The sequence below is a fragment of the Bacteroides cellulosilyticus DSM 14838 genome, from assembly GCF_000158035.1.
GTDB classification, from domain to species: domain Bacteria; phylum Bacteroidota; class Bacteroidia; order Bacteroidales; family Bacteroidaceae; genus Bacteroides; species Bacteroides cellulosilyticus.
Window position 1 is genome coordinate 461,653 of record NZ_EQ973490.1, and the last position, 21,362, is coordinate 483,014.

Genomic DNA, 21,362 nt, shown 5'->3' on the forward strand with positions numbered 1-21,362 from the left:
TCAAGACTTCGCCTACATAACTGTCGAGACGGGTGATCATACCGGCAAACTCAGCATGGGTATGTTCCACGGCATTATAACGCGAACCTTCGGAACCTCCCCAGGTTTTATCTCTGAAAAATTGCTTTTTGTATCCTTTAAGAATGGAGTCATTGGGCTGTGCCAATTCCGCATGTGGAAGCGTATAAGTGAAGAAGCCATAAAAAGGTTGTTTGTCATCCTGCTTATCAATCCACTCCATGGCTTTCTGATGAATCAAATCGGCAGAATATTGCGAACGCTTTTTGTAATCATCACCAAACATGGGATAATTGATGTTGTCTTCCATTACAATACGTACGACTCCGGTATCTCCTTCCTCTTTACTGTATCTGTTCAGGAAATTGGGATAGTACAAATGTGCCTGAAACTGACATATATAACCGTAAAATTCATCTACACCCCGTTTATCCGGTGTGGAGCAGGAACCTTCATAGCCGCCCGCCCATTTACCGAAAACTCCTGTAATATAGCCGTTCTTCTTCATGACTTCGGGCAGAATAATGTGGTCTTCATCATACGGTTCCTGTCCTACGACAGAGAAATCTTTATTGATGCCGTATGTCACGGCAGGAACATTTTTCCAATATTCTTTATTACCACGCACATGAGTATGCCCAGTGTGCTGCCCGGTCATCAAAGAAGCACGGGAAGGTGCACTAACCGGACTACCGGCATAAGCTTGGGTAAACAACATACCTTCCTGCGCCATACGGTCGAGGTTGGGCGTCTGGATATATTTCTGCCCGTAACACCCCAAGTCGCCATAGCCCATATCATCGCAGAGAATGAAAATGATATTAGGCTTGGATGAATTATTTGCCGCATTGCTGTATAAAGAAATAGCGGTCAACAATCCTGTCCCCAAAGTTACTTTTATAGATTTCATATCATTGTTTTTTCTATTTCACTGGGACGGTTCATTCATTTCTTCTCTCCGAAATCCTCCTGTTGTTGCTCCACTTCTTTCAGTTTCTGCATATTCTGTTCTTTCTGCAACCGTTCCTGTTCTAACTCAGCAGCCGATTTTACTGTTGTTCCTCCCAACCCGGTAGCAGAAGCGCTTGAAATAAGCACCGCCTCTTTTTCTGAATATAGTAATGAATGCTCTGTCAGCACACTTTCCAACTCCAAAACAGCACTGGTGGGCATCTGCGAACCTTCAAACAACACACTGGCTGTCACCTTTATCTTGCCCGGTTTCAAGGTCGACTGTATCAGTACCGGAGCAGTGCCCCACTTTACAGGTGCAGGATTTGCCAATATGAAAGCATCTCCCAGAAGGCGTCCTTCGCCTTCCACATGGAACTTCACATAATAATTATTCAAGCGCTTGATATTTCCATTTTTATCAGCAACGGCAGCCACCACTGTTACAAAGTCGGAGCCATCGGCTTTCAAGTTAACCCCTTCATTATCTGTCCAAAGCAGTAGCTTCTCCGGACGACGTGCCGGATGCACCTCATGGGTGGCAACCACTTTGCCATCTATCAGCCCTTCGGCCAGCAAAAGTACATCTTCTTGTTTTTTCTTCCGGGACATAGCTTTGTCCATCTGAAAATCATAGACATCCGGGAAAGTGATAACAGGTGAAGGCATACCGGCTTCTGTCAGTGACTTGCTGTAAGTAGACATTTTCCCGTCTCTCATGAAAGTAAGCCGTACTTCCTCGCAATTCGAATAAACAGTGACATCCTTACTTGAGAATGGAGTCATTTCATGGGCTATATAAACCATCGGGCCAGTCTCGAAAAGGCGTTCCTGTTTCTCGGGCGAACGCTGTGCCTTGAACATATAATACGAATACTTGGGCTGACGGAATACATCCATCAATCCACCATAAAATGGATCGGGATGGTAACCACGTTGATGATCGAACGAGTGCCAGAGACATCCACCCACGTGTTGCCGGGGAGTGCGATAAAGAGCATCATAGCAAGTATAAGTATAGGTAGGATTGGCATAATGCCGGGCCTGGATGAGCATGGGTTGCTCTCCCCAGTTGCGTGCTACACGACTGGGTGAGTTATGCGAATTCCAATCATCCACATTGTCGCCCCACTCACGGGTAAAATAGGTAATTTTAGGATCAGCATTCGGATCACCCCAGGCCTTCCCATCAAAAGACGGATGGGTGAAAAGTACCGGGAAATATTCTTTGCCACGCGCTCCGCTGTCGCAACCCGAATAACAATAAGGGTAAGGATATTCCTGATCGACCAGTTCACGGGTCTTCTTGGCAAAATCATCCGGATACCAAGTTTCATTCAGGATAGGTTCCCACAACCAGACACAAGCATGATTACGGTCACGGCGTACCAGATTACGTATATCACTATATACACGTTGTACAAATTCAGGGGCATCATTCCAGAACTGCCAGCCCGGAGTATTGACTATTACAAACAAACCGAGTTCATCGCATGCATCCATGAAAGCCGGGTCTTGCGGACAATGGGCATTGCGGATCACCTTCATTCCCGCATCCCGCAGTTTCTTTGCGTCACGCCAGTGAATGCTGTTGGGTACTGCATTACCTACTACAGCAAAGTCCTGGTGGCGATTGGCACCGATCAACGGTTCTTCATAAGGTCTGCCGTTCAGCCAGAAACCATCCTTACCTTTAAATTCCACACTGCGGATACCAATACGGCGACGGTAACCATCCACCACTTTTCCTTCGTGGTCGCGGATACGTACAATCAGATTATATAAAGTAGGAGTCTCCGGACTCCACAACAATGGATTCTTTACTGTGATTTTATCTTTTGAAGTAACAGCCTTACCCGGATGTACCTGTATTTTATCATTCTGGAACGCCACCTGAGTACCATCCGGTTGCTGCAATTCATATTCCACAACTCCTGTAAAAGTTTTACGGCTATCATTACGTAGATGAGCTTTCAACAATACTTCAGCCGAAGCATCCGATACTTTATCATAAGCCACAAACAGACCGCCACCTGCGACTTCGTCCTCAAAGTTAGGGTCAGTGATAAAGACAGGATTATGAGCTACCAGCCAGCAATCACGGTAGATACCACCGAAGTAGGTAAAATCAAGAACATCCTGTGCCTTTCCGGGAGGATAAGACGGATCATCACTATTGTCCGCCCATACGGCAATCACATTATCCTCTCCCCATTTCAAGGCGTTGGTTACATCTACGACCACCGGCAAGTAACCACCAAAATATTCTTTCATCAACCGGCCGTTCACAAACACCTTGCTCTTCCCCATGATGGCTTCAAAATGCAGGAATAACTTCTTTCCTTTCAATGCAACTGCGGGAGTGAAGTGCTTACGATACCAAACTTCACCTTGGTAATTGATACAACCGCTGGCTTCTGTAGGCAGATATTCAATCCCATTAGGCAAGGAGACTACAGCCCATTCCGTATCATCAAAACTTATAGCCTCAGCACCGGCAACGCTTCCTTTATAAAAACGCCAGGCCGGATTCATAGAAAACACTTCACGTCCGGAATTGGGTAATTCGAAGAAACCGGCAGTGGAAAACTCTGGTTGGTGAGACGCCTGCAATGCGCTGCAGGGAACTAACAATAAAACAATTAGAATTAAATGAATGATCTTCCTCATAAGCATAGTATTATTTTAGGCATACATAACTTGATGCAATAGCCATTTACAACATCCGATGCAAAAATAGGGCAAAACAGAAAACTACTGTTACAATAATCGCTATTTTTAATCCAATTTTGTCTAACTATCCATTTATACAACATGGTTCCCTAAACACAGAATGCTATGAGAAACTTTCAGTGAATCATTATCAACTATTAGTATAAGAATATTTCATTTAATTCCGAACAAAGCCCTACACTTATCTAATTCCATATCAGAAAAATCATTTCTGAGCCATCCATTTCTATCTATTTTATACATTTCATATTCCCACTCCTCTTCAAATCGTTCACCAGTATGAGCCATTTCATTCAAGATTTCAGGAGGGAAGGGCTCCCAAACATCACCTCTTAAGCGTTTTATAGAAAAAAGGTCCTCCTTCTTTTCTGTCCAAACGGCTACAAATTCAGTCTGTTCTCTCATCAAAGAAGCTATCCGTATCAGAGAACGCACCTTATTATCTTTACAAACCACACGAACAATATCATTCATCAGAAAAAAAGATGAATCCATTCCGTCTTCTTCACTATTATATTTGATAAGAAGCAGAAAACTTTTATATGGGGTATCCTCTTCAAGACAACCAAGATATAAAATCTCAGATACTTTCCTGAAGAGTTTTACCGCTGCTTCTTTTCCCTCCCACTGCATATTTTTGTGCAATGATACTATACTGTCATGCCTAGTTCTATTTATGACACTTTGATTAGCCAACCATTCATAAAAACGTTCTCTCACCTTAGGATAAGCCATAGAGTAACCCTCTCGGTCACAAAGTCCCGATACAGAGTTCTGAACAAAAGAAATACTATCATTTTTAAAAGGAACAAAAACGAGTGACGAATTCATCAAAGTATCTGATACATCAAATGTATTCCCATCTTCATAGTTTTGATACTCTAGCAAAAGACTATCATTACGTATCCAACTGATATCTGTCAGTTCCCTCCTCGTGATAGTCGATGAGCAGCTTAAAAATATCAGTAAGATAAGATTGACTATAATTATAATTCTCATACGCATCACTCCTTTTTTAACATATAAACTCCTGTTCGTTTATCATATAAGTGTCATACTCAATCATGAGTTCACTTTTCCCTCCCTCAAGCTTCTCCTTCTTTTCCATTAACTCATCATTTGCAACCTTATTGATACTTTTATACCGTCTTTACGTAATAAACGCCTTGTTTACGTTCCGTCCAAACAACTTCTTAGACAGTGGTAAATATAAGGCGACCGGTAGCTATTCAAACCATTTATTGCATTAAAAAACTGCCACGGATTAGTCGCATGCATAAAATCATGTAAATAAGCAGCTTGTTCTTCCCAATCAGCATACACCTGCTCCACATACAGTTCTTGCAGCAGATACAAATCGTCATAATTCTCATTTCTTTTTATAATAAATCCTTTTCTTTATATCATCATTCCAAGAAAAAAGCTCAGTTATGTAACGCTCCTTCTTAGAGTTCAACACAAAATGCCGTGTTATATAAAAAACAGGATACTGACTTAACAAGTCATAAATCTCAGCTGTAACAGCTTTTTCTTGTCTCAATATCTTTTGCTTATTCATTACATCATTTTTATATTGAAACCCTTGTACTTTTATTACTCGCATAACATCACCATTCTTTTCTTTCAGAAACCAACACTCTTTGTTTAAACGGATATCCGTACAGATTAAAGTATCCCCTTTCTGAACAGAATTTCCTTCTGACCAAATAACATCAGGAGCTTCAAAGTCTTCATAAGGCAGATCGTCCGGACAATTCTCCCATATCGGATTCAAAGAAGACAAAGTATATCTATTTTCTGAATCCAATTTTAAGATAACTGAATCATAATTACTATAACAATATATATGTAAATCTTGAGCAGACATAGAAATACAAACTAACAAAAGTAAAAAAATATTCTTAATCATAATCTATTAAAATTTAATTAAATAATTTGGTAACGGCAGCATATAGGGAGAACGATAAGTATTCAAACCTTGCACAGCATTCATTAATTGGTTCATATTTAAAGCATGACTTAATTGGTATGCGTAGGCAGTCTGCTCTGTTGCTGCACGAAACCCAGAACCCAAAAAAGAAACGAATCCTAAAGTACGATGATATGCATGAATTAATTCATGGTTAAGAGTAAGAGCAAAACCAGATAATGATTGATGAGGAGACATATAAATAGACACTCGAGGAGAACGAAAGATTCCTGCATTCACTGTTTTTGTCAATCCTCCTAATTCCGTAACTCCCCCTCCACCACGAGGAGCTCTACAAAGGATTCCACCATCACCTCTATAATATTCAGATCCTAAGGTCATCATTTGAGGATCTGCTTCTACACTGATATTCATGATCCCATAATCACCCTCACTCCAACCTATTTGAGACTCTATGTATTCCTTCATTAATTCATCATCACTAAAGTAGTCTCCTCCCAATTCACTTACGTCAGAAATACTCTCTTCAATGGATATTGCTCCTTTACCTGTAAAAAAATTACCTTGCTTCTTCATCGCTGAAATACCCCCTAAAGCTCCTCCAATAACACCACCGATAGTACCACTTATCCCTCCAGCAGCTAAACCTGCATTCAGCCCCTGCTTAAAATTTGCTCCATTCAACCAAGCATTTCCAGCTCCTCCGACAAAACCGCCAGCAAAACCTCCACTAAACCCAGTAACCGCCCCACCGATAAAACTAGTCGTTCCTAATAACCCGGCCATTGCTCCGCCTGCAAAATACCCGGCAGCACCAGATGCTCCACCTATAAATAGCCCTTTCAACATATCACCAGCCAAAGCCCAACCAGAATTATCACTCATCACCATAGCAGTTCCCATCCCAATCCACGCCCCCACAATAACAGCAGCTAACCAAACGGATTTTCCACTTTTATCTACATACATCAACGGATTATTTAGCGCATAACTATACCGATTAAAGTTTTGCGTAAAATCCATCATCTGCACATATGGATCCGGACTCAAGAATCGTCCCAATGCGGAATCATATAAACGCGCATTCATATTAACCAAGCCAAAAACAGACAGATGTTCATGCCCCGTATACCCCCTGCCTAAAAGCAATGCCGGTTCTAAACCAGGAGCATAAAGTACATGGTTAATAGGATTACGTAAACGCCCCCAAGCATCATAACTCAATTCCTGTTGGACAACACCCGCAGAATTTGTAATATGCGTAATACTACCCAAGTAATCACGACAAATATAATAAATTCCCCATGAACCATTCTTCTTCATATAAACAATTGGCGAAGAATAATAATCACCAGCCAAATAGAGGCGAGTTTCCGTATTATTTGTCTCATAACAATTACCTAGATAATAAGTCGTATTTTGTACAGCCCCATTATGAGTTAAAAGCATTTTAACACGTTCACCAGAAGAATCATACGTAAAAGTAGCTATATAATCATTTTCTACAATAGTAGCCGGACGCTGAAAAGAAGTATAAGTAACATCTTGGTTCCGCATAGGTATTTGGTTTCCATTTAATTCCACATTAGTCACTGCATACGGCTTCGTATCATGACTATAAAACATGGTGCCAATGCCACTCATTGATGTAATATTTCCTTTCGAATCATATCCTACCGTCTTACCTGCATAATTAGCTAAACGATTCAGATTATCGTAACTAAAAGATTCCGTCAGATTGCGCTTCTTATCCACACGACTTGTCAGGTTGCCTTTCTGAATATCGAATGTATAAGCAAAATGTTGAATCTCTCCAGCTTTTCGTTCTGTCAACATACCATAACTATTATATCCATACGTACGCGTTAATGGTCCAGTCACAGCGGTCGTAGGTTGCCCCAATGCATTTTCAGCTGTCAACTTCCACACAGAAGTTGTCCCAAACTTTACTTCTGTTAATTGTCCATTAGTATACACCATATTCTCTGTTCCAATCACCGCCTCTTTAGAAGAGCTGTAAGTAACAGAAGCCACATTGCCATTTGCATAAGCGAAAACACGCTTCAACCAGATATCATTCGAAACCTTATCTGTTTGTGACTTCAATCGGGCATATTCATCATAAGTATAGACTTTAGAAGTACCATTGGTAGAAGTTGCATTATCAATCTGTTTTGTTACTGGATCATATTTATAAGTAGTAGTAAACTCTGGTTGAACTTTACTTTTAGGACGACCATATTTATCATATACAATAGTTAGAGTTTTACTATTTGCATCAGTTTGTGTTACCGTACGTATATTGCCTGAGTAATTCTCCGTAAAAATCATTGTCCCAGCACTAGGGTCCACAATTTTAGTTCGGTGCCCATAATCAGGGTCATAGTCAAACTCTGTTACAATCCCTCCTGATGCAATAACCTTTTTCAACTGTCTGTCTGGACGATAAGAATAAGTAATCTCTCCTCCTGGATCTGTAACAGAAACCAATAACCCACTCTTATCGTATGTTCGGGTAGTCGTTATACTCTCTTTTACTATTGTTTCACTTTTTCCAATATAACTGTAAGATGTTGTTTTGCCAGATGGCTCTGAAAACGAAACTATTCGATCAAAATCATCATAACTATATACATTCCATAACGAAGCTGTATTTCCTTTATAAGGCAGAGAGACCTTCCATAAGCGTCCCCAGTTATCATATTGTTTATCTATATACAGCCAAGTTCCATCAAAGCGTTTATTACCAATACGAATATCACGCCCTAGAGCATCATAATATGTACGCTGTTCCGGCATCCCCGTTACTGATTTCTCAATATAATATACCCCTGTACTCAAATCCCATCTATAATTTATATTCTCTATTGTACCATCATCATAAGTGGTTGTATTAACTCTCCCCAAATCATCATAATTATACAAAGCAATCTTACCCAAATTATTTACCACTTTTTCTGGTAGACCATATTTATTATAATTAGAATATACCGTCATACGTCCTAAAGCATCAGTACGAGTGTTTACATAGCAATTATTCAAATAAGTACAAGTGTCTCCTAAATACTCCACCGCTGTACGAGGGGCACTTACTTCTGTTAAAGCATTGCCGTAAACATCATAAGTGCATCGCGTTTCTCCAACTTTATTACCATTAATTTTAATTATTTTCTTTTCTGGAAGATTTGTTCCTGTTTTATAAACCAATTCTTCTGAAGTTACCCACGAACTCCCGTCACGCGATTCTGTTATTGTTTTCAAACAGGGAAGACCTATCAGCCACTTCGCGGTTGTGTTTGTATTACTATAAGTTTGATTCGTAACTGTTTTGATCACATTGTTAGATGTATAATCCGTATAAGTAACTGTTTCACGCGTAGGATTACTGTAAGTATCATAAAGATAATCTTTAGTCACTGTGGTACTTTTCAAAAGATCCTTTTCTACTGAGTTATTCAGTCGTACCGTGGCTTTCTTATTAGAAGCAACAGCTGAATAATAAGTATAATTTCCTTCTGCTTCGGGAGTAATGACCCTAACCAAATTATTAAAGTTCAAAGGATCGTATATCGTTGTTATGGTTTTGTTACGTAATACATCCTCTGCTATTATTTTAGTAAAGCCACAAAAGCCACGGCCCTGTCGATGTACAACCCCTCCTTGATAGCGATACTCTTCCGAGGTTAAAATGCTGCCATTTAAAGCAGTTTCTTTAGCAGCGAGCCCCCACAAAGGCCCTTGAAAGCGTTCATAAGGGAATGAAACAATTGCATTGGAACTATAAAAATCAATATAATCTCCGTTCTTTACATTGAGAAGTTGATAGGAGTTTTTATCTATCACCCCGAAACTATTAATTACTCCTGTTAGCAAATATTGTTTACGCTCATTCCTTGTAAAGCTCACCTTGTAAACATTTTCATCAATAACAGCTATAAGGGAACTATAAAAATTCGGTTGAGAAATAGAAGAAGGAAGTAAAGTAATACCACCACCAAGTGACGTTCCAAACCTATCCTCTTCTTTAAACCCACCATTACGATTGAAATACCCCCATGTACTGGTATTCTGCCTAAGTACCAAGTCTACATACCCATCTTGATCTATATCCTGTAGCATACAGGCAGCTTCATGTTCCACATATTCCGTTAAATTAAATGATCTACGTATATTGGATAACGGGTAATAAACCTCCCACCACGTACCATTATGAAATTTACGCCAATATTCCACTTGACAGACATCCCCATGTACAGAACAACTACTACCATCCAGCCACTCACCACAAACCAAGCACCTGTTGGAATACCCAATATATTCTCCACAATGCACACATTCATAATCTTCCGGATATTCTGCATTACACTCCGGGCAAAATTCGTGTGAAGTAACAGGCATCTCATACGTACCTTTTTTGGTATATGACTTGACAGGAGTTACTAAGAATTCCGGTTTGCCATCACCATTTATATCTCCAATGGCCATGTCTCTATTGCTTTGAAATACATAATTATAGGATAAGTCAAAACTACATTTCAAGTTTAAGCTATATACTCCGTTCACTTGAGAAAACGAATACACCCTTGTTATCCCAAAATTAATATGACAAATATCCGTCTTTCCATCTCCGTCAATATCTACAGCCACCAAAATTCCTTGTTTCACATTGAAATTGAAAACATGAGCATTAAACAACACCTTATTTGTGCTCAAATCAAACAAATAGCACTTAGAGTTCATATCCTTATCCAAAGGTCTATCCATAGATATAGCCAATAACTCAGCTTTTCCATCTCCATTGTAATCGCCCGGAAGATATACTTTTGGCCAAATGCTAGAACTATTGGGAGCCTCACTGTCAAATGTAAAAGTAGAAGTCTGTGTCAAAGACAAACCCAAACCAGGCTTATAAACCTTTACAGTTAAACGATCCTTACCACTCTGCACCGTAGCATTTATCTTCAATAGTTCATCTCCAGATACTCCATCTACATCTGCCGACAATAAAGTCTGAAAGCCTCGCTCTGCATACAAAGTTGCAGGTACCAAAGTACTCCCTTCCAAATTTCGATATACAAGCAACTCTTGGTTTTCAGCAAAAGCAGAATAATACCCTTTCGAAGATATAGCACAAGGATTAAAATCCGGATACGAAAAAAGTCCATCATCTTCTGTCCCTGACTCAAACTTTACCTTATTTACTACTAAATCGGTATCCTGATTAAAATATCTCGTTAATATAGCTTTTTGTTTTTCCCATCCATTCATATTATTATCATATCCATAGTAAAACAACAAAGGGTTTAAATTATCGCAATCTATTCTTGTCAACAAAGACACATTACTAGTTTTATAAACAAATGAATAGGTATGAAGCAATTCTATTCCGTGATAGCACTTAATATTATCAAGTAAATGGAATAACTTTACTTCTGTTTCTCCTTCAAAACCACTCAACACGTCCACACGGTCTTTATAAGTAAATGCAATATTAGCCAATGGCGTATCAGAAGAAGTATGAGCTCCATATTCTATATTTAGAATGCGATACCTGTTATTTTGATAAGCATAAGAAAAGGATACCATATTTCCCAAAACGTCTGTACTTTTAGATATTGGGTAAACGAGGCAGTCACTCGTATTAGTTTGTGAACCAAATACAGCTACCGTGCCATTCGGATATAATACCGTAAAGTAACTAAATGTGCCGGATGCCGTTTTCTGCGCTTTCACTCGGATATTCCCTTGTTCTGTCTCAAAAACATTCACAACAGTTGTTGGCAACAGACGAACTCCATCAAGCATTAATGCATCATCACCATTCACTTCAACCGGTGCTGTTTTACCGTCATAGTACATAGAACGTGGTACTCGAGTTATAGATGATAGACCGCCAATAGACCAACCATAACCAACTATGTCATTTCCACCTTGACTATTATAAGCAATGGAAACAGAAGGTGCAATGCCACTACGTACCGGAACACACGAAATAGGAACATTGTAAACAAGTCCTCCCGATGGCGTAACTTGTGAATTTATTGGTATAACACCAACATCTTTACTTGTATTTACAGATATTGAGGTAGGGATATGCGTATGAGAACCACTCGCAAAACCTCTTACTAAATCTTGTTGAGACATAGGATTTTGGTTAACAATAGTCTCTTTGCTCCTGCACTCTAGCTTTTTTATATAAATGGAATCACCAGTAGAAATTGTGTCAGTAGGTACTGTCCGATGTTTTTTTACGGATGAAATAAAATCAAAAGATTGTTGTCCCATAGATGGGAATGTCACTATAAAAGTAAATGTCACGGCTAAAAGAATAAGCCATAAGTGATGTGTTTTCATAATAAATAATTAGTTTACAAACAGTATAACCCTATTCTTTAATAATTTTCCATATAGATTGCCTTGAACCGAAGACCAACTTCAGCAAATATGTACCCGACACAAAGCTATCAAGCTGAAGGATAGTTCGTATAGAAGTCACATCCTGGCTTAACAATAGTCGACCTTGCAAATCGTACAGGAAAACTTCGCCGTAACCCGGCTCAAAGAGTTCACTTAACAGAACAGTCAACTTCGTTTGCACTGGGTTAGGAAAGAGTTTAATTGCTTTCCGTTCCAACAGTCCCTCTGACGATACAACATTTACCTCGTTTTTTTGAAGTACAAAAGAACGCGTAGCTACTTGCATTCGAGTGATTCTGTTGCCTGCAGCATCATACAAATACAAAAGAGATTGTGAAAAAATAGAAGTAGCTAGCCCTAGGTTAATTAAGAGCAAAATTAATTTCAATTTCATGTTTTTCATATTTAATTACGCAATAAAGATAGATACTCTTTTTTAGAAAAAAAGCTATTGGCACCATGCATTTAGGAGTAATACAATTTATACTCCTTTTTCTACAGTTTTTACTCTAAGCAAAAAGATTACAGCCAATAACTTGACTTTTCTCATGCTGTTTTTTCTCTCTTGACTTCACAAAATCAAACACGAAATACAAGGTCTTCCATCTTTAGAATTCGCCATACCCTGCACCGTATCCGAACCGTACTTGCTCCGTACCTTCTTCGGTCAGAAGTACCCCTATACGGAGAAACTACGGAGTTGGTACGGAGCAAGTACGGCTCGGATACGGTGCAAGTACAGTCCGAATACAAAACTAACAAGGTTTTTACACCTCAATTTCCCACGAATAAAGCCTTTCGGCACTATGTTCATTATCAACGAAATAAACAATGAACAGGGTGTTGAAAACTTCTCAGAAAGTTTTTAGTTAAATCTTGTGGGGAATTGTGGGGAAATGTGTACTTTTACCGTCGCTTATTATAATAAGGTAACAATGATACGTTTTTTGGGCAATATAGAAGCGAAGACCGACGCTAAGGGACGTGTATTTATCCCCGCCGGTTTTCGGAGGCAACTGCAATCCGCTTCCGAAGAAAGGCTCGTGCTGCGCAAAGACGTATTCCAAGATTGCCTGGTACTCTATCCAGAAAGCGTTTGGTTCAAGACGCAAAACCAATTAAGGAGGCGATTGAACAAATGGAACGCAAAACACCAAGACATTTTCCGGCAATTTGTGAGCGATGCGGAAATCATGATTCCTGATGGGAACGGACGCATCCTTCTGCCCAAACGTTACCTGCAAATGGCCGGCATACAGAGCGATGTACGTTTTATTGGTGTAGATAATACAATAGAGATCTGGGCAAAAGAGAAAACCGAACAGCCATTCGTAAGTCCGGAAGAGTTCAGCGAAGCTTTGCAGGACATTTTGGGAGATGAGGATGATTGGGAGGAAGAAGAAGATGAGTAACAAGTGATTATTTATTAGTGATGAATGAAGAATTGACATATCATGTACCGGTGTTGTTGAAGCCGAGTGTGGACGGAATGAATATCCGCCCGGATGGGACGTATGTAGACGTCACTTTCGGTGGAGGAGGACATTCACGCGAAATACTGTCACGATTGGGAGACGGCGGACGGTTACTGGGATTTGACCAAGACGAAGATGCCGAACAGAATATCGTGGATAATCCGCATTTTATTTTTGTACGCAGCAATTTCCGCTACCTGCATAACTTCCTGCGCTACCATGATATAGAAGAAGTAGATGCGATACTTGCCGATCTGGGTGTGTCCTCACATCACTTCGATGATAGCGAGCGGGGATTCTCATTCCGTTTTGATGGTGCACTGGATATGCGTATGAACAAACGTGCAGGAGACACTGCGGCGGACATTATCAATACTTATGATGAAGAGCGCCTGGCAGATATCTTTTATCTGTACGGAGAACTGAAAAACAGCCGCAAATTGGCATCCGTACTCGTAAAGGCACGCGCCGGACAAAAGATTACAACTATCGGTGAGTTTCTGGAAATCATCAAGCCACTTTTCGGTCGGGAACGCGAGAAAAAAGAGTTGGCAAAAGTTTTCCAGGCATTGCGTATCGAAGTAAATCAGGAAATGGAAGCGCTGAAAGAGATGTTATATGCAGCAACCGAAGCGCTGAAACCGGGCGGACGCCTAGTAGTAATCACGTATCACTCGCTGGAAGACAGAATGGTGAAGAATATGATGAAAACCGGGAACGTGGAAGGCAAGATGGAAAAGGATTTCTTTGGAAATGTACAGACGCCTTTCCGACTGGTAAACAATAAGGTGATTGTACCGGACGAAGCGGAGATAGAACGAAACCCGAGATCGAGAAGTGCAAAACTGAGAATAGCAGAGAAAAAAGGGGAGGAATAGTGGTTAGTGTTAAGTGATTAGTAATTAGCGATAGGCAATGAGTGAAGTAGAAGAGAAACAGATTAATGAGAAAACAGAGAAAGCGAAGAAAGCTAAAAATCGCACGTCTCTGAAAAACATCATTGGTGGTGATATTCTGGCAACGGATTTCTTCCGTCGTCAGACCAAATTGCTTGTGCTGATAATGGTGCTGATACTGTTTTACATACACAACCGTTATGCTTGTCAGCAACAAATGATAGAGATTGATAAACTGAAAAAAGAACTGATTGACATTAAATATGATGCCCTCACCCGTAGCTCGGAGTTGATGGAAAAAAGTCGCCAGTCACGCATTGAGGAATACATTGCAACCAAGGAGAGTGACTTACAGACCTCAACCAATCCACCGTATTTGATTAAGTAATCAGTAGAATCGTTAAACAGAAAACAGACTTGGCAGTAAATAAGAAAAATATCATGACCCGCTACTTCTTTGTAGTCCTCGTAATGGGGCTGCTGGGAATAGCTATTGTCGTAAAAGCCGCAATTATCATGTTTGCAGAGCGACAATACTGGCAGGATGTAGCCGACCGTTTCATAAAAGAGAACGTGACGGTAAAGCCTAATCGTGGTAATATTCTTTCATCCGATGGCAAACTGATGGCAAGTTCCTTGCCGGAATATCGCATCTATATGGACTTTAAGGCAGGTGGTGTAACCAAAGATACCATGCTGGTGAACCACATGAACGAAATTTGCGAAGGACTGCATAAGATATTCCCCGATAAAAGTGCCGCCGAATTTAAGTCACACTTGCAAAAAGGGCGTAAGAAGGGCAGCCGTAATTATCTGATTTATCCGAAACGTATCTCGTATATCCAGTATAAAGAAGCTAAACGTCTGCCTGTATTCAATCTGAACAAGTACAAAGGCGGTTTCCACGAGCAGGTTTATAATCAACGCAAGAAACCATTCGGATCATTGGCAGCCCGCACATTAGGCGATCTTTATGCCGATACTGCACAAGGTGCAAAAAATGGTATCGAGTTGTCATTCGACACCTTATTAAAAGGTCGCGATGGCATCACTCATCGCCAGAAGGTGATGAACAAGTACCTGAATATTGTAGATATAGCCCCCGTAGATGGTTGTGATATTATCTCAACCCTCGATGTAGGCATGCAGGATATCTGCGAGAAAGCATTGGTAGACAAGTTGAAAGAAATTAATGCCACTGTAGGTGTTGCAGTACTCATGGAAGTACAGACCGGTGAAGTGAAAGCCATCGTCAACATGATGAAAGCTAACGATGGCAACTATTACGAAATGCGCAACAATGCCATCAGTGACATGATGGAACCGGGCTCTACTTTCAAGACAGCTTCCATCATGGTGGCCCTTGAAGATGGAAAGATCACACCGGAAACAGAAGTAGACACCGGGAATGGTATTATGATGATGTATGGCAGCAAAATGAGAGATCATAACTGGCATCGCGGAGGATATGGAAAAATCAATGTAACACGCATTCTGGAAGTCTCATCCAATGTAGGTGTCTCCTATCTCATTGATAAACATTACAAAGATAATCCGCAGAAATATGTGGATGGTTTAAAGCGCATGAGCATCGACCAACCGCTACATCTACAAATTTCCGGTGAAGGGAAGCCCAACATCAAAGGGCCGAAGGAAAGATACTTCGCAAAAACCACCCTGCCCTGGATGAGTATCGGATACGAAACACAGGTTCCGCCACTCAATATCCTGACTTTCTATAATGCCATTGCCAACAATGGTGTAATGATACGACCCAAATTCGTAAAGGCTGCGGTAAAAGACGGTGAAGTTATAGAAGAATATCCTACGGAAGTGATTAACCCGAAGATATGCTCTGACCGGACATTGACTCAGATACGTGATATTCTGGAAAAAGTGGTATCACAAGGATTAGCCAAACCGGCCGGAAGCAAACAATTTTCCGTAGCCGGCAAGACGGGTACAGCACAGGTATCACAAGGTACAGCAGGCTATAAAAACGGACGAGTAAATTATCTGGTAAGCTTTTGTGGCTATTTCCCGGCTGATGTTCCCAAGTATAGCTGTATCGTTTCCATACAGAAACCGGGACTTCCGGCATCAGGCGGTCTGATGGCAGGTAGTGTATTCGGAAAAATTGCAGAAAGAGTATATGCAAAGAATCTGAGATTTGATATCCGCAGTGCAATAGATAGTACAAGCAATGTCATTCCACCAGTAAAAGCCGGAGAAATGAATGAAGCCTTCCAAGTACTGAATAGTTTGAAAGTACCGGTACAGAAACAATTCACGTCCAAGAAAGGACAAGAGGTTTGGGGACATACACAAGCTGCTCCCAATGCAGTTGTTCTGCAAGGTAAAGACGGGGCCAACCCGGATCTCGTCCCCAGTGTTATTGGAATGGGAGCAAAGGATGCTGTGTACTTATTGGAGAGTAAAGGTTTGAAAGTTAGACTAAACGGTATTGGAAAAGTGAGAAATCAATCGATACCAGGAGGCAACCGTGTGGTAAAAGGACAGACGGTGACGTTAGCACTTCATTAGAGGTGTGGACGAAAGATTTATTAATTTAGAATATATATTATATATAAGGTATGGTATTAAGTGAATTACTGAAAGCAATACAACCGATACAGATTATCGGAAATACGGAGACGGAGATAACGGGGGTAAACATCGACTCCCGCTTGGTACAAGCCGGACATCTGTTTATGGCTATGCGCGGTACCCAAACTGACGGACATGTCTATATTCCCGTAGCCATAGAGAAAGGTGCTGTCGCCGTGCTCTGCGAAGATGTACCCGAAGCTAAACAGGAGGGCATCACCTACATTCAGGTGAAAGACAGCGAAGACGCTGTAGGCAAAGTAGCCACTACATTCTACGACGATCCTACTTCCAAGATGGAACTAGTAGGCGTAACCGGAACGAATGGGAAAACGACCATCGCCACCTTATTATATAATACATTCCGTTATTTCGGTTATAAGGTAGGACTGATTTCTACTGTTTGCAACTACATAGACGATCAACCCATACCCACTGAGCATACGACCCCCGACCCCATCACTCTGAACCTGTTATTAGGACAGATGGCAGACTCCGGGTGCAAGTATGTCTTCATGGAAGTAAGTTCGCACTCTATCGACCAGAAACGTATCAGCGGGCTCCGTTTTGCAGGTGGTATTTTCACCAACCTGACGCGCGACCATCTGGACTATCACAAGACAGTGGAGAATTATCTCAAAGCTAAGAAGAAATTCTTCGACGACATGCCGAAGAACGCCTTCAGTCTGACCAACCTAGATGATAAGAACGGACTTGTAATGACGCAAAACACGCGTTCAAAGGTATATACCTACTCATTGCGCAGCCTCAGCGATTTCAAAGGCAAGATATTGGAGTCTCATTTCGAAGGTATGTTACTCGACTTCAATAACCACGAACTAGCCGTGCATTTCATCGGCCGTTTTAATGCTTCAAACCTGTTGGCGGTATTTGGTGCAGCTGTACTGCTCGGCAAAAAAGAGGAAGATGTATTGGTTGCCCTCAGCGCTTTGCAGCCGGTAGCCGGGCGCTTTGATGCGGTACGTTCTCCCAAAGGCATCACCGCCATTGTAGATTATGCACACACTCCGGATGCCCTCATCAACGTATTGAACGCTATTCACGGAGTACTTGAAGGTAAAGGCAAGGTGATCACCGTAGTAGGTGCAGGCGGTAATCGCGATAAAGGCAAACGCCCCATCATGGCCAAGGAAGCAGCCAAAGCCAGCGATCGCGTCATCATCACCTCGGACAACCCGCGTTTTGAAGAGCCCCAGGATATCATCAACGATATGCTTGCCGGATTAGACAAGGAGGACATGCAGAAAACCATCAGCATAGCCGACCGTCGCGAGGCCATCAAGACCGCTTGCCTACTGGCACAGCCGGGTGATGTAATTCTCGTTGCCGGAAAAGGCCATGAAAACTATCAGGAGATTAAGGGAGTGAAACATCATTTCGATGATAAAGAAGAGCTAAATAAAGTTTTTAACGGTTAGTGATAAGTGATTAGCAACTGCATTATCACCATGCAAGACACTAATCACTTATCACCAATCACTAATCACTAAGAACATGTTGTATTATTTATTTCAATGGTTAGACAAGTATGACATTCCCGGTGCGGGTATGTTTGGATATACATCATTCCGGGCTTTGATGGCAATCATCCTTGCATTGCTCATTTCAAGCATCTGGGGAGATCGTTTTATCAACCTGCTGAAACGGAAACAGATTACGGAAACACAACGTGATGCCAGCATCGATCCGTTCGGGGTGAACAAGGTAGGTGTACCGAGCATGGGGGGCGTCATTATCATTGTAGCAATTCTCATTCCGTGTCTGCTACTGGGTAAGTTGAGTAATATCTATATGATATTGATGCTGATTACCACGGTATGGCTGGGGTCATTAGGATTTGCCGATGATTATATCAAGATTTTCAAGAAAGACAAAGAAGGCCTGCACGGAAAGTTCAAGATTATCGGACAGGTAGGTTTGGGATTAATCGTAGGACTTACTTTATACCTGAGTCCGCAAGCCGTCATCCGCGAAAACATTGAAGTGCAGAAACCCGGGCAGGAAGTGGAAGTTATTCATGCGGGACAAGACATTAAGTCGACGCAGACTACCATCCCCTTCTTTAAAAGCAATAACCTGGATTATGCTGATTTCGTAAGTTTCATGGGTAAACATGCGCAAACGGCAGGTTGGGTACTGTTTGTGATTATCACTATATTCGTAGTGACAGCCGTCAGCAATGGCGCCAATCTGAATGATGGAATGGACGGTATGGCGGCAGGGAACTCGGCTATTATAGGTTTGGCACTGGGAATTTTAGCTTATGTATCCAGCCACATCGAATATGCCGGTTATCTGAATATCATGTATATTCCCGGATCGGAAGAACTGGTAATCTTCATCTGCGCCTTCATTGGTGCCTTGATTGGTTTTCTGTGGTACAATGCCTATCCGGCACAGGTATTCATGGGTGATACGGGCAGTTTAACCATTGGCGGTATCATCGCCGTATTTGCCATCATCATACACAAAGAGTTGCTGATACCCATTCTTTGCGGTGTATTCCTGCTGGAAAACCTATCCGTCATTTTACAACGGTTCTATTACAAAGCCGGAAAACGGAAAGGAGTAAAACAAAGGCTATTCAAACGAACACCTATCCACGACCACTTCCGTACCTCCATGAGCCTGATAGAACCGGGCTGTACAGTGAAGTTTACAACGCCGACCAAGTTGTTCCATGAGTCAAAAATCACGGTCCGTTTCTGGATTGTGACGATTGTACTGGCCGCGATAACGATTATTACATTAAAGATAAGATAACAGAGTTGCCAGTGACGAGCTACAAGCTACAAGTGCTCGCTACCGGTAACCAATAAGAAACAAACTTGTAGCAACTACCAACTCCAGCCACTGCTTGTAGCTCGTAGCTGGTAGCCCGTAACTAAAGAAAACATGAGTAGAATTGTAGTATTAGGAGCCGGAGAGAGTGGTGCAGGTGCTGCCGTACTCGCCAAAGTGAAGGGATTCGACACATTCGTATCCGACATGTCCGCCATTAAAAGCAAATATAAAGAAATGCTGGACAGGTACGACATCTCCTGGGAAGAAGGACAGCATACAGAAGAGCTGATTTTAAATGCCGAAGAAGTGGTGAAAAGCCCCGGCATCCCCAATGATGCTCCGATTATATTGAAACTGAAAAAGCAAGGTACGCCTGTCATCTCTGAGATAGAGTTTGCAGGGCGCTATACCAATGCTAAAATGATATGTATTACCGGTTCAAACGGTAAGACCACTACCACCTCACTCATTTATCACATTTTCAAGAGTGCAGGTCTGAATGTAGGATTGGCAGGCAACATTGGCAAGAGTCTTGCTTTGCAGGTGGCCACGGATCAACATGATTACTACGTGATTGAGCTTAGTTCTTTCCAGTTGGATAACATGTATAAGTTCCGCGCCAATATTGCCGTGCTGATGAATATTACGCCCGACCACCTGGACCGCTACAACCACTGCATGCAGAACTATGTGGACGCAAAGTTCCGTATCACGCAGAACCAGACACCGGAAGATGCCTTCATCTTCTGGAATGACGACCCCATCATCAAACGCGAACTGGACAAACACGGGTTATGCGCCCACCTTTATCCATTCTCCGCAATGAAAGAAGATGGAGCCATAGCCTACGTAGAAGACGGTGAAGTGGAAATCAACGAACCCATCGCCTTCAACATGGAGCAGGAGAAATTGGCTTTACAAGGTACACACAACTTATACAATTCTCTCGCCGCAGGCATCTCTGCCAATCTTGCCGGAATAGAGAAAGAATATATTCGCCGTGCTTTGTCCGACTTCAAAGGCGTAGAACACCGCCTTGAAAAAGTAGCCACTGTGCGCGGTGTAGAGTTTATCAACGACTCTAAAGCTACCAACGTAAATTCCTGCTGGTATGCTTTGCAGAGCATGAAAACGAAAACGGTCCTGATACTGGGCGGAAAAGATAAAGGCAACGACTATACAGAAATTGAAGACCTGGTGCGCGAAAAATGCTCTGCCCTGGTTTACCTGGGATTACATAACGAAAAGTTGCACGATTTCTTCGATCGCATGGGATTGCCCGTTGCCGATGTGCAAACCGGTATGAAAGATGCCGTAGATGCCGCTTTCCGTTTAGCGAAAAAAGGCGAAACGGTATTGCTGAGTCCTTGTTGTGCAAGCTTCGACCTCTTCAACAGTTATGAAGATCGCGGAGACCAGTTCAAGGAATACGTAAGAGCATTATGACCGTGCCCGGGATCAGATTTTTATCCCGTACCCGGGATAAAAAGACGGTCGCACATCGTGAGAAAAGCAAGCGTATATGAGCGC

At 41.6% G+C, this 21,362-nt stretch carries 13 protein-coding genes; 7 read left to right on the plus strand and 6 right to left on the minus strand.

All coding sequences use genetic code 11. From position 1 onward, the window contains the following. The 6 genes from BACCELL_RS06535 to BACCELL_RS06565 form a co-directional block, all read right to left on the minus strand. Positions 1–928: sulfatase-like hydrolase/transferase (locus tag BACCELL_RS06535; protein WP_007210850.1), on the minus strand; the 928-nt coding region annotated here is incomplete at its 3' end. A 35-nt stretch (positions 929–963) separates the two neighbouring features. After that, a complete protein-coding gene (locus BACCELL_RS06540; RefSeq protein WP_044153443.1) occupies positions 964–3,639 on the minus strand; it encodes a glycoside hydrolase family 2 protein in 2,676 nt (891 codons plus the stop codon). A 216-nt stretch (positions 3,640–3,855) separates the two neighbouring features. Further along, positions 3,856–4,701 carry a hypothetical protein gene (locus BACCELL_RS06545; protein ID WP_226810438.1) on the minus strand — a complete coding sequence of 282 codons (846 nt, stop codon included), beginning with the start codon at positions 4,699–4,701 and terminating at the stop codon, positions 3,856–3,858. Positions 4,702–5,071: 370 nt separating this feature from the next. Continuing rightward, the gene (locus BACCELL_RS06555; RefSeq protein WP_007210854.1) at positions 5,072–5,611 is read right to left on the minus strand and encodes a hypothetical protein; all 540 of its coding nucleotides are present in this window, start codon (positions 5,609–5,611) and stop codon (positions 5,072–5,074) included. A 6-nt stretch (positions 5,612–5,617) separates the two neighbouring features. After that, positions 5,618–11,986, minus strand: coding sequence for an RHS repeat-associated core domain-containing protein (locus tag BACCELL_RS06560; RefSeq protein ID WP_007210855.1), 6,369 nt, complete (start codon positions 11,984–11,986; stop codon positions 5,618–5,620). 31 nt (positions 11,987–12,017) lie between these two features. Next, positions 12,018–12,443 (minus strand): T9SS type A sorting domain-containing protein, encoded by a 426-nt coding sequence (locus tag BACCELL_RS06565; protein WP_007216901.1) that lies wholly within the window; start codon positions 12,441–12,443, stop codon positions 12,018–12,020. Positions 12,444–12,984: 541 nt separating this feature from the next. Between BACCELL_RS06565 and mraZ the strand changes: the two genes are divergently transcribed. From mraZ to murD, 7 genes are all read left to right on the plus strand, one after another. Then, the gene (gene mraZ, locus BACCELL_RS06570; protein ID WP_007216900.1) at positions 12,985–13,461 is read left to right on the plus strand and encodes a division/cell wall cluster transcriptional repressor MraZ; all 477 of its coding nucleotides are present in this window, start codon (positions 12,985–12,987) and stop codon (positions 13,459–13,461) included. Positions 13,462–13,478: 17 nt separating this feature from the next. Further along, the gene (gene rsmH / locus BACCELL_RS06575; protein ID WP_192914514.1) at positions 13,479–14,402 is read left to right on the plus strand and encodes a 16S rRNA (cytosine(1402)-N(4))-methyltransferase RsmH; all 924 of its coding nucleotides are present in this window, start codon (positions 13,479–13,481) and stop codon (positions 14,400–14,402) included. A gap of 37 nt (positions 14,403–14,439) precedes the next feature. Beyond that, complete coding sequence (locus tag BACCELL_RS06580; protein ID WP_007210860.1) at positions 14,440–14,808, plus strand: FtsL-like putative cell division protein; 369 nt, start codon at positions 14,440–14,442, stop codon at positions 14,806–14,808. Positions 14,809–14,861: 53 nt separating this feature from the next. Next, positions 14,862–16,964, plus strand: a complete 2,103-nt coding sequence (locus tag BACCELL_RS06585; RefSeq protein ID WP_007210861.1) for a penicillin-binding protein — start codon at positions 14,862–14,864, stop codon at positions 16,962–16,964. Positions 16,965–17,014: 50 nt separating this feature from the next. Further along, the gene (locus BACCELL_RS06590) at positions 17,015–18,466 is read left to right on the plus strand and encodes a UDP-N-acetylmuramoyl-L-alanyl-D-glutamate--2,6-diaminopimelate ligase (protein ID WP_007210862.1); all 1,452 of its coding nucleotides are present in this window, start codon (positions 17,015–17,017) and stop codon (positions 18,464–18,466) included. Positions 18,467–18,542: 76 nt separating this feature from the next. Continuing rightward, positions 18,543–19,811 (plus strand): phospho-N-acetylmuramoyl-pentapeptide-transferase, encoded by a 1,269-nt coding sequence (gene mraY / locus BACCELL_RS06595; protein ID WP_007210863.1) that lies wholly within the window; start codon positions 18,543–18,545, stop codon positions 19,809–19,811. Between the two features lie 132 nt (positions 19,812–19,943). Beyond that, the gene (gene murD / locus BACCELL_RS06600) at positions 19,944–21,278 is read left to right on the plus strand and encodes a UDP-N-acetylmuramoyl-L-alanine--D-glutamate ligase (RefSeq protein ID WP_007210864.1); all 1,335 of its coding nucleotides are present in this window, start codon (positions 19,944–19,946) and stop codon (positions 21,276–21,278) included. Positions 21,279–21,362 lie beyond the last annotated feature (84 nt).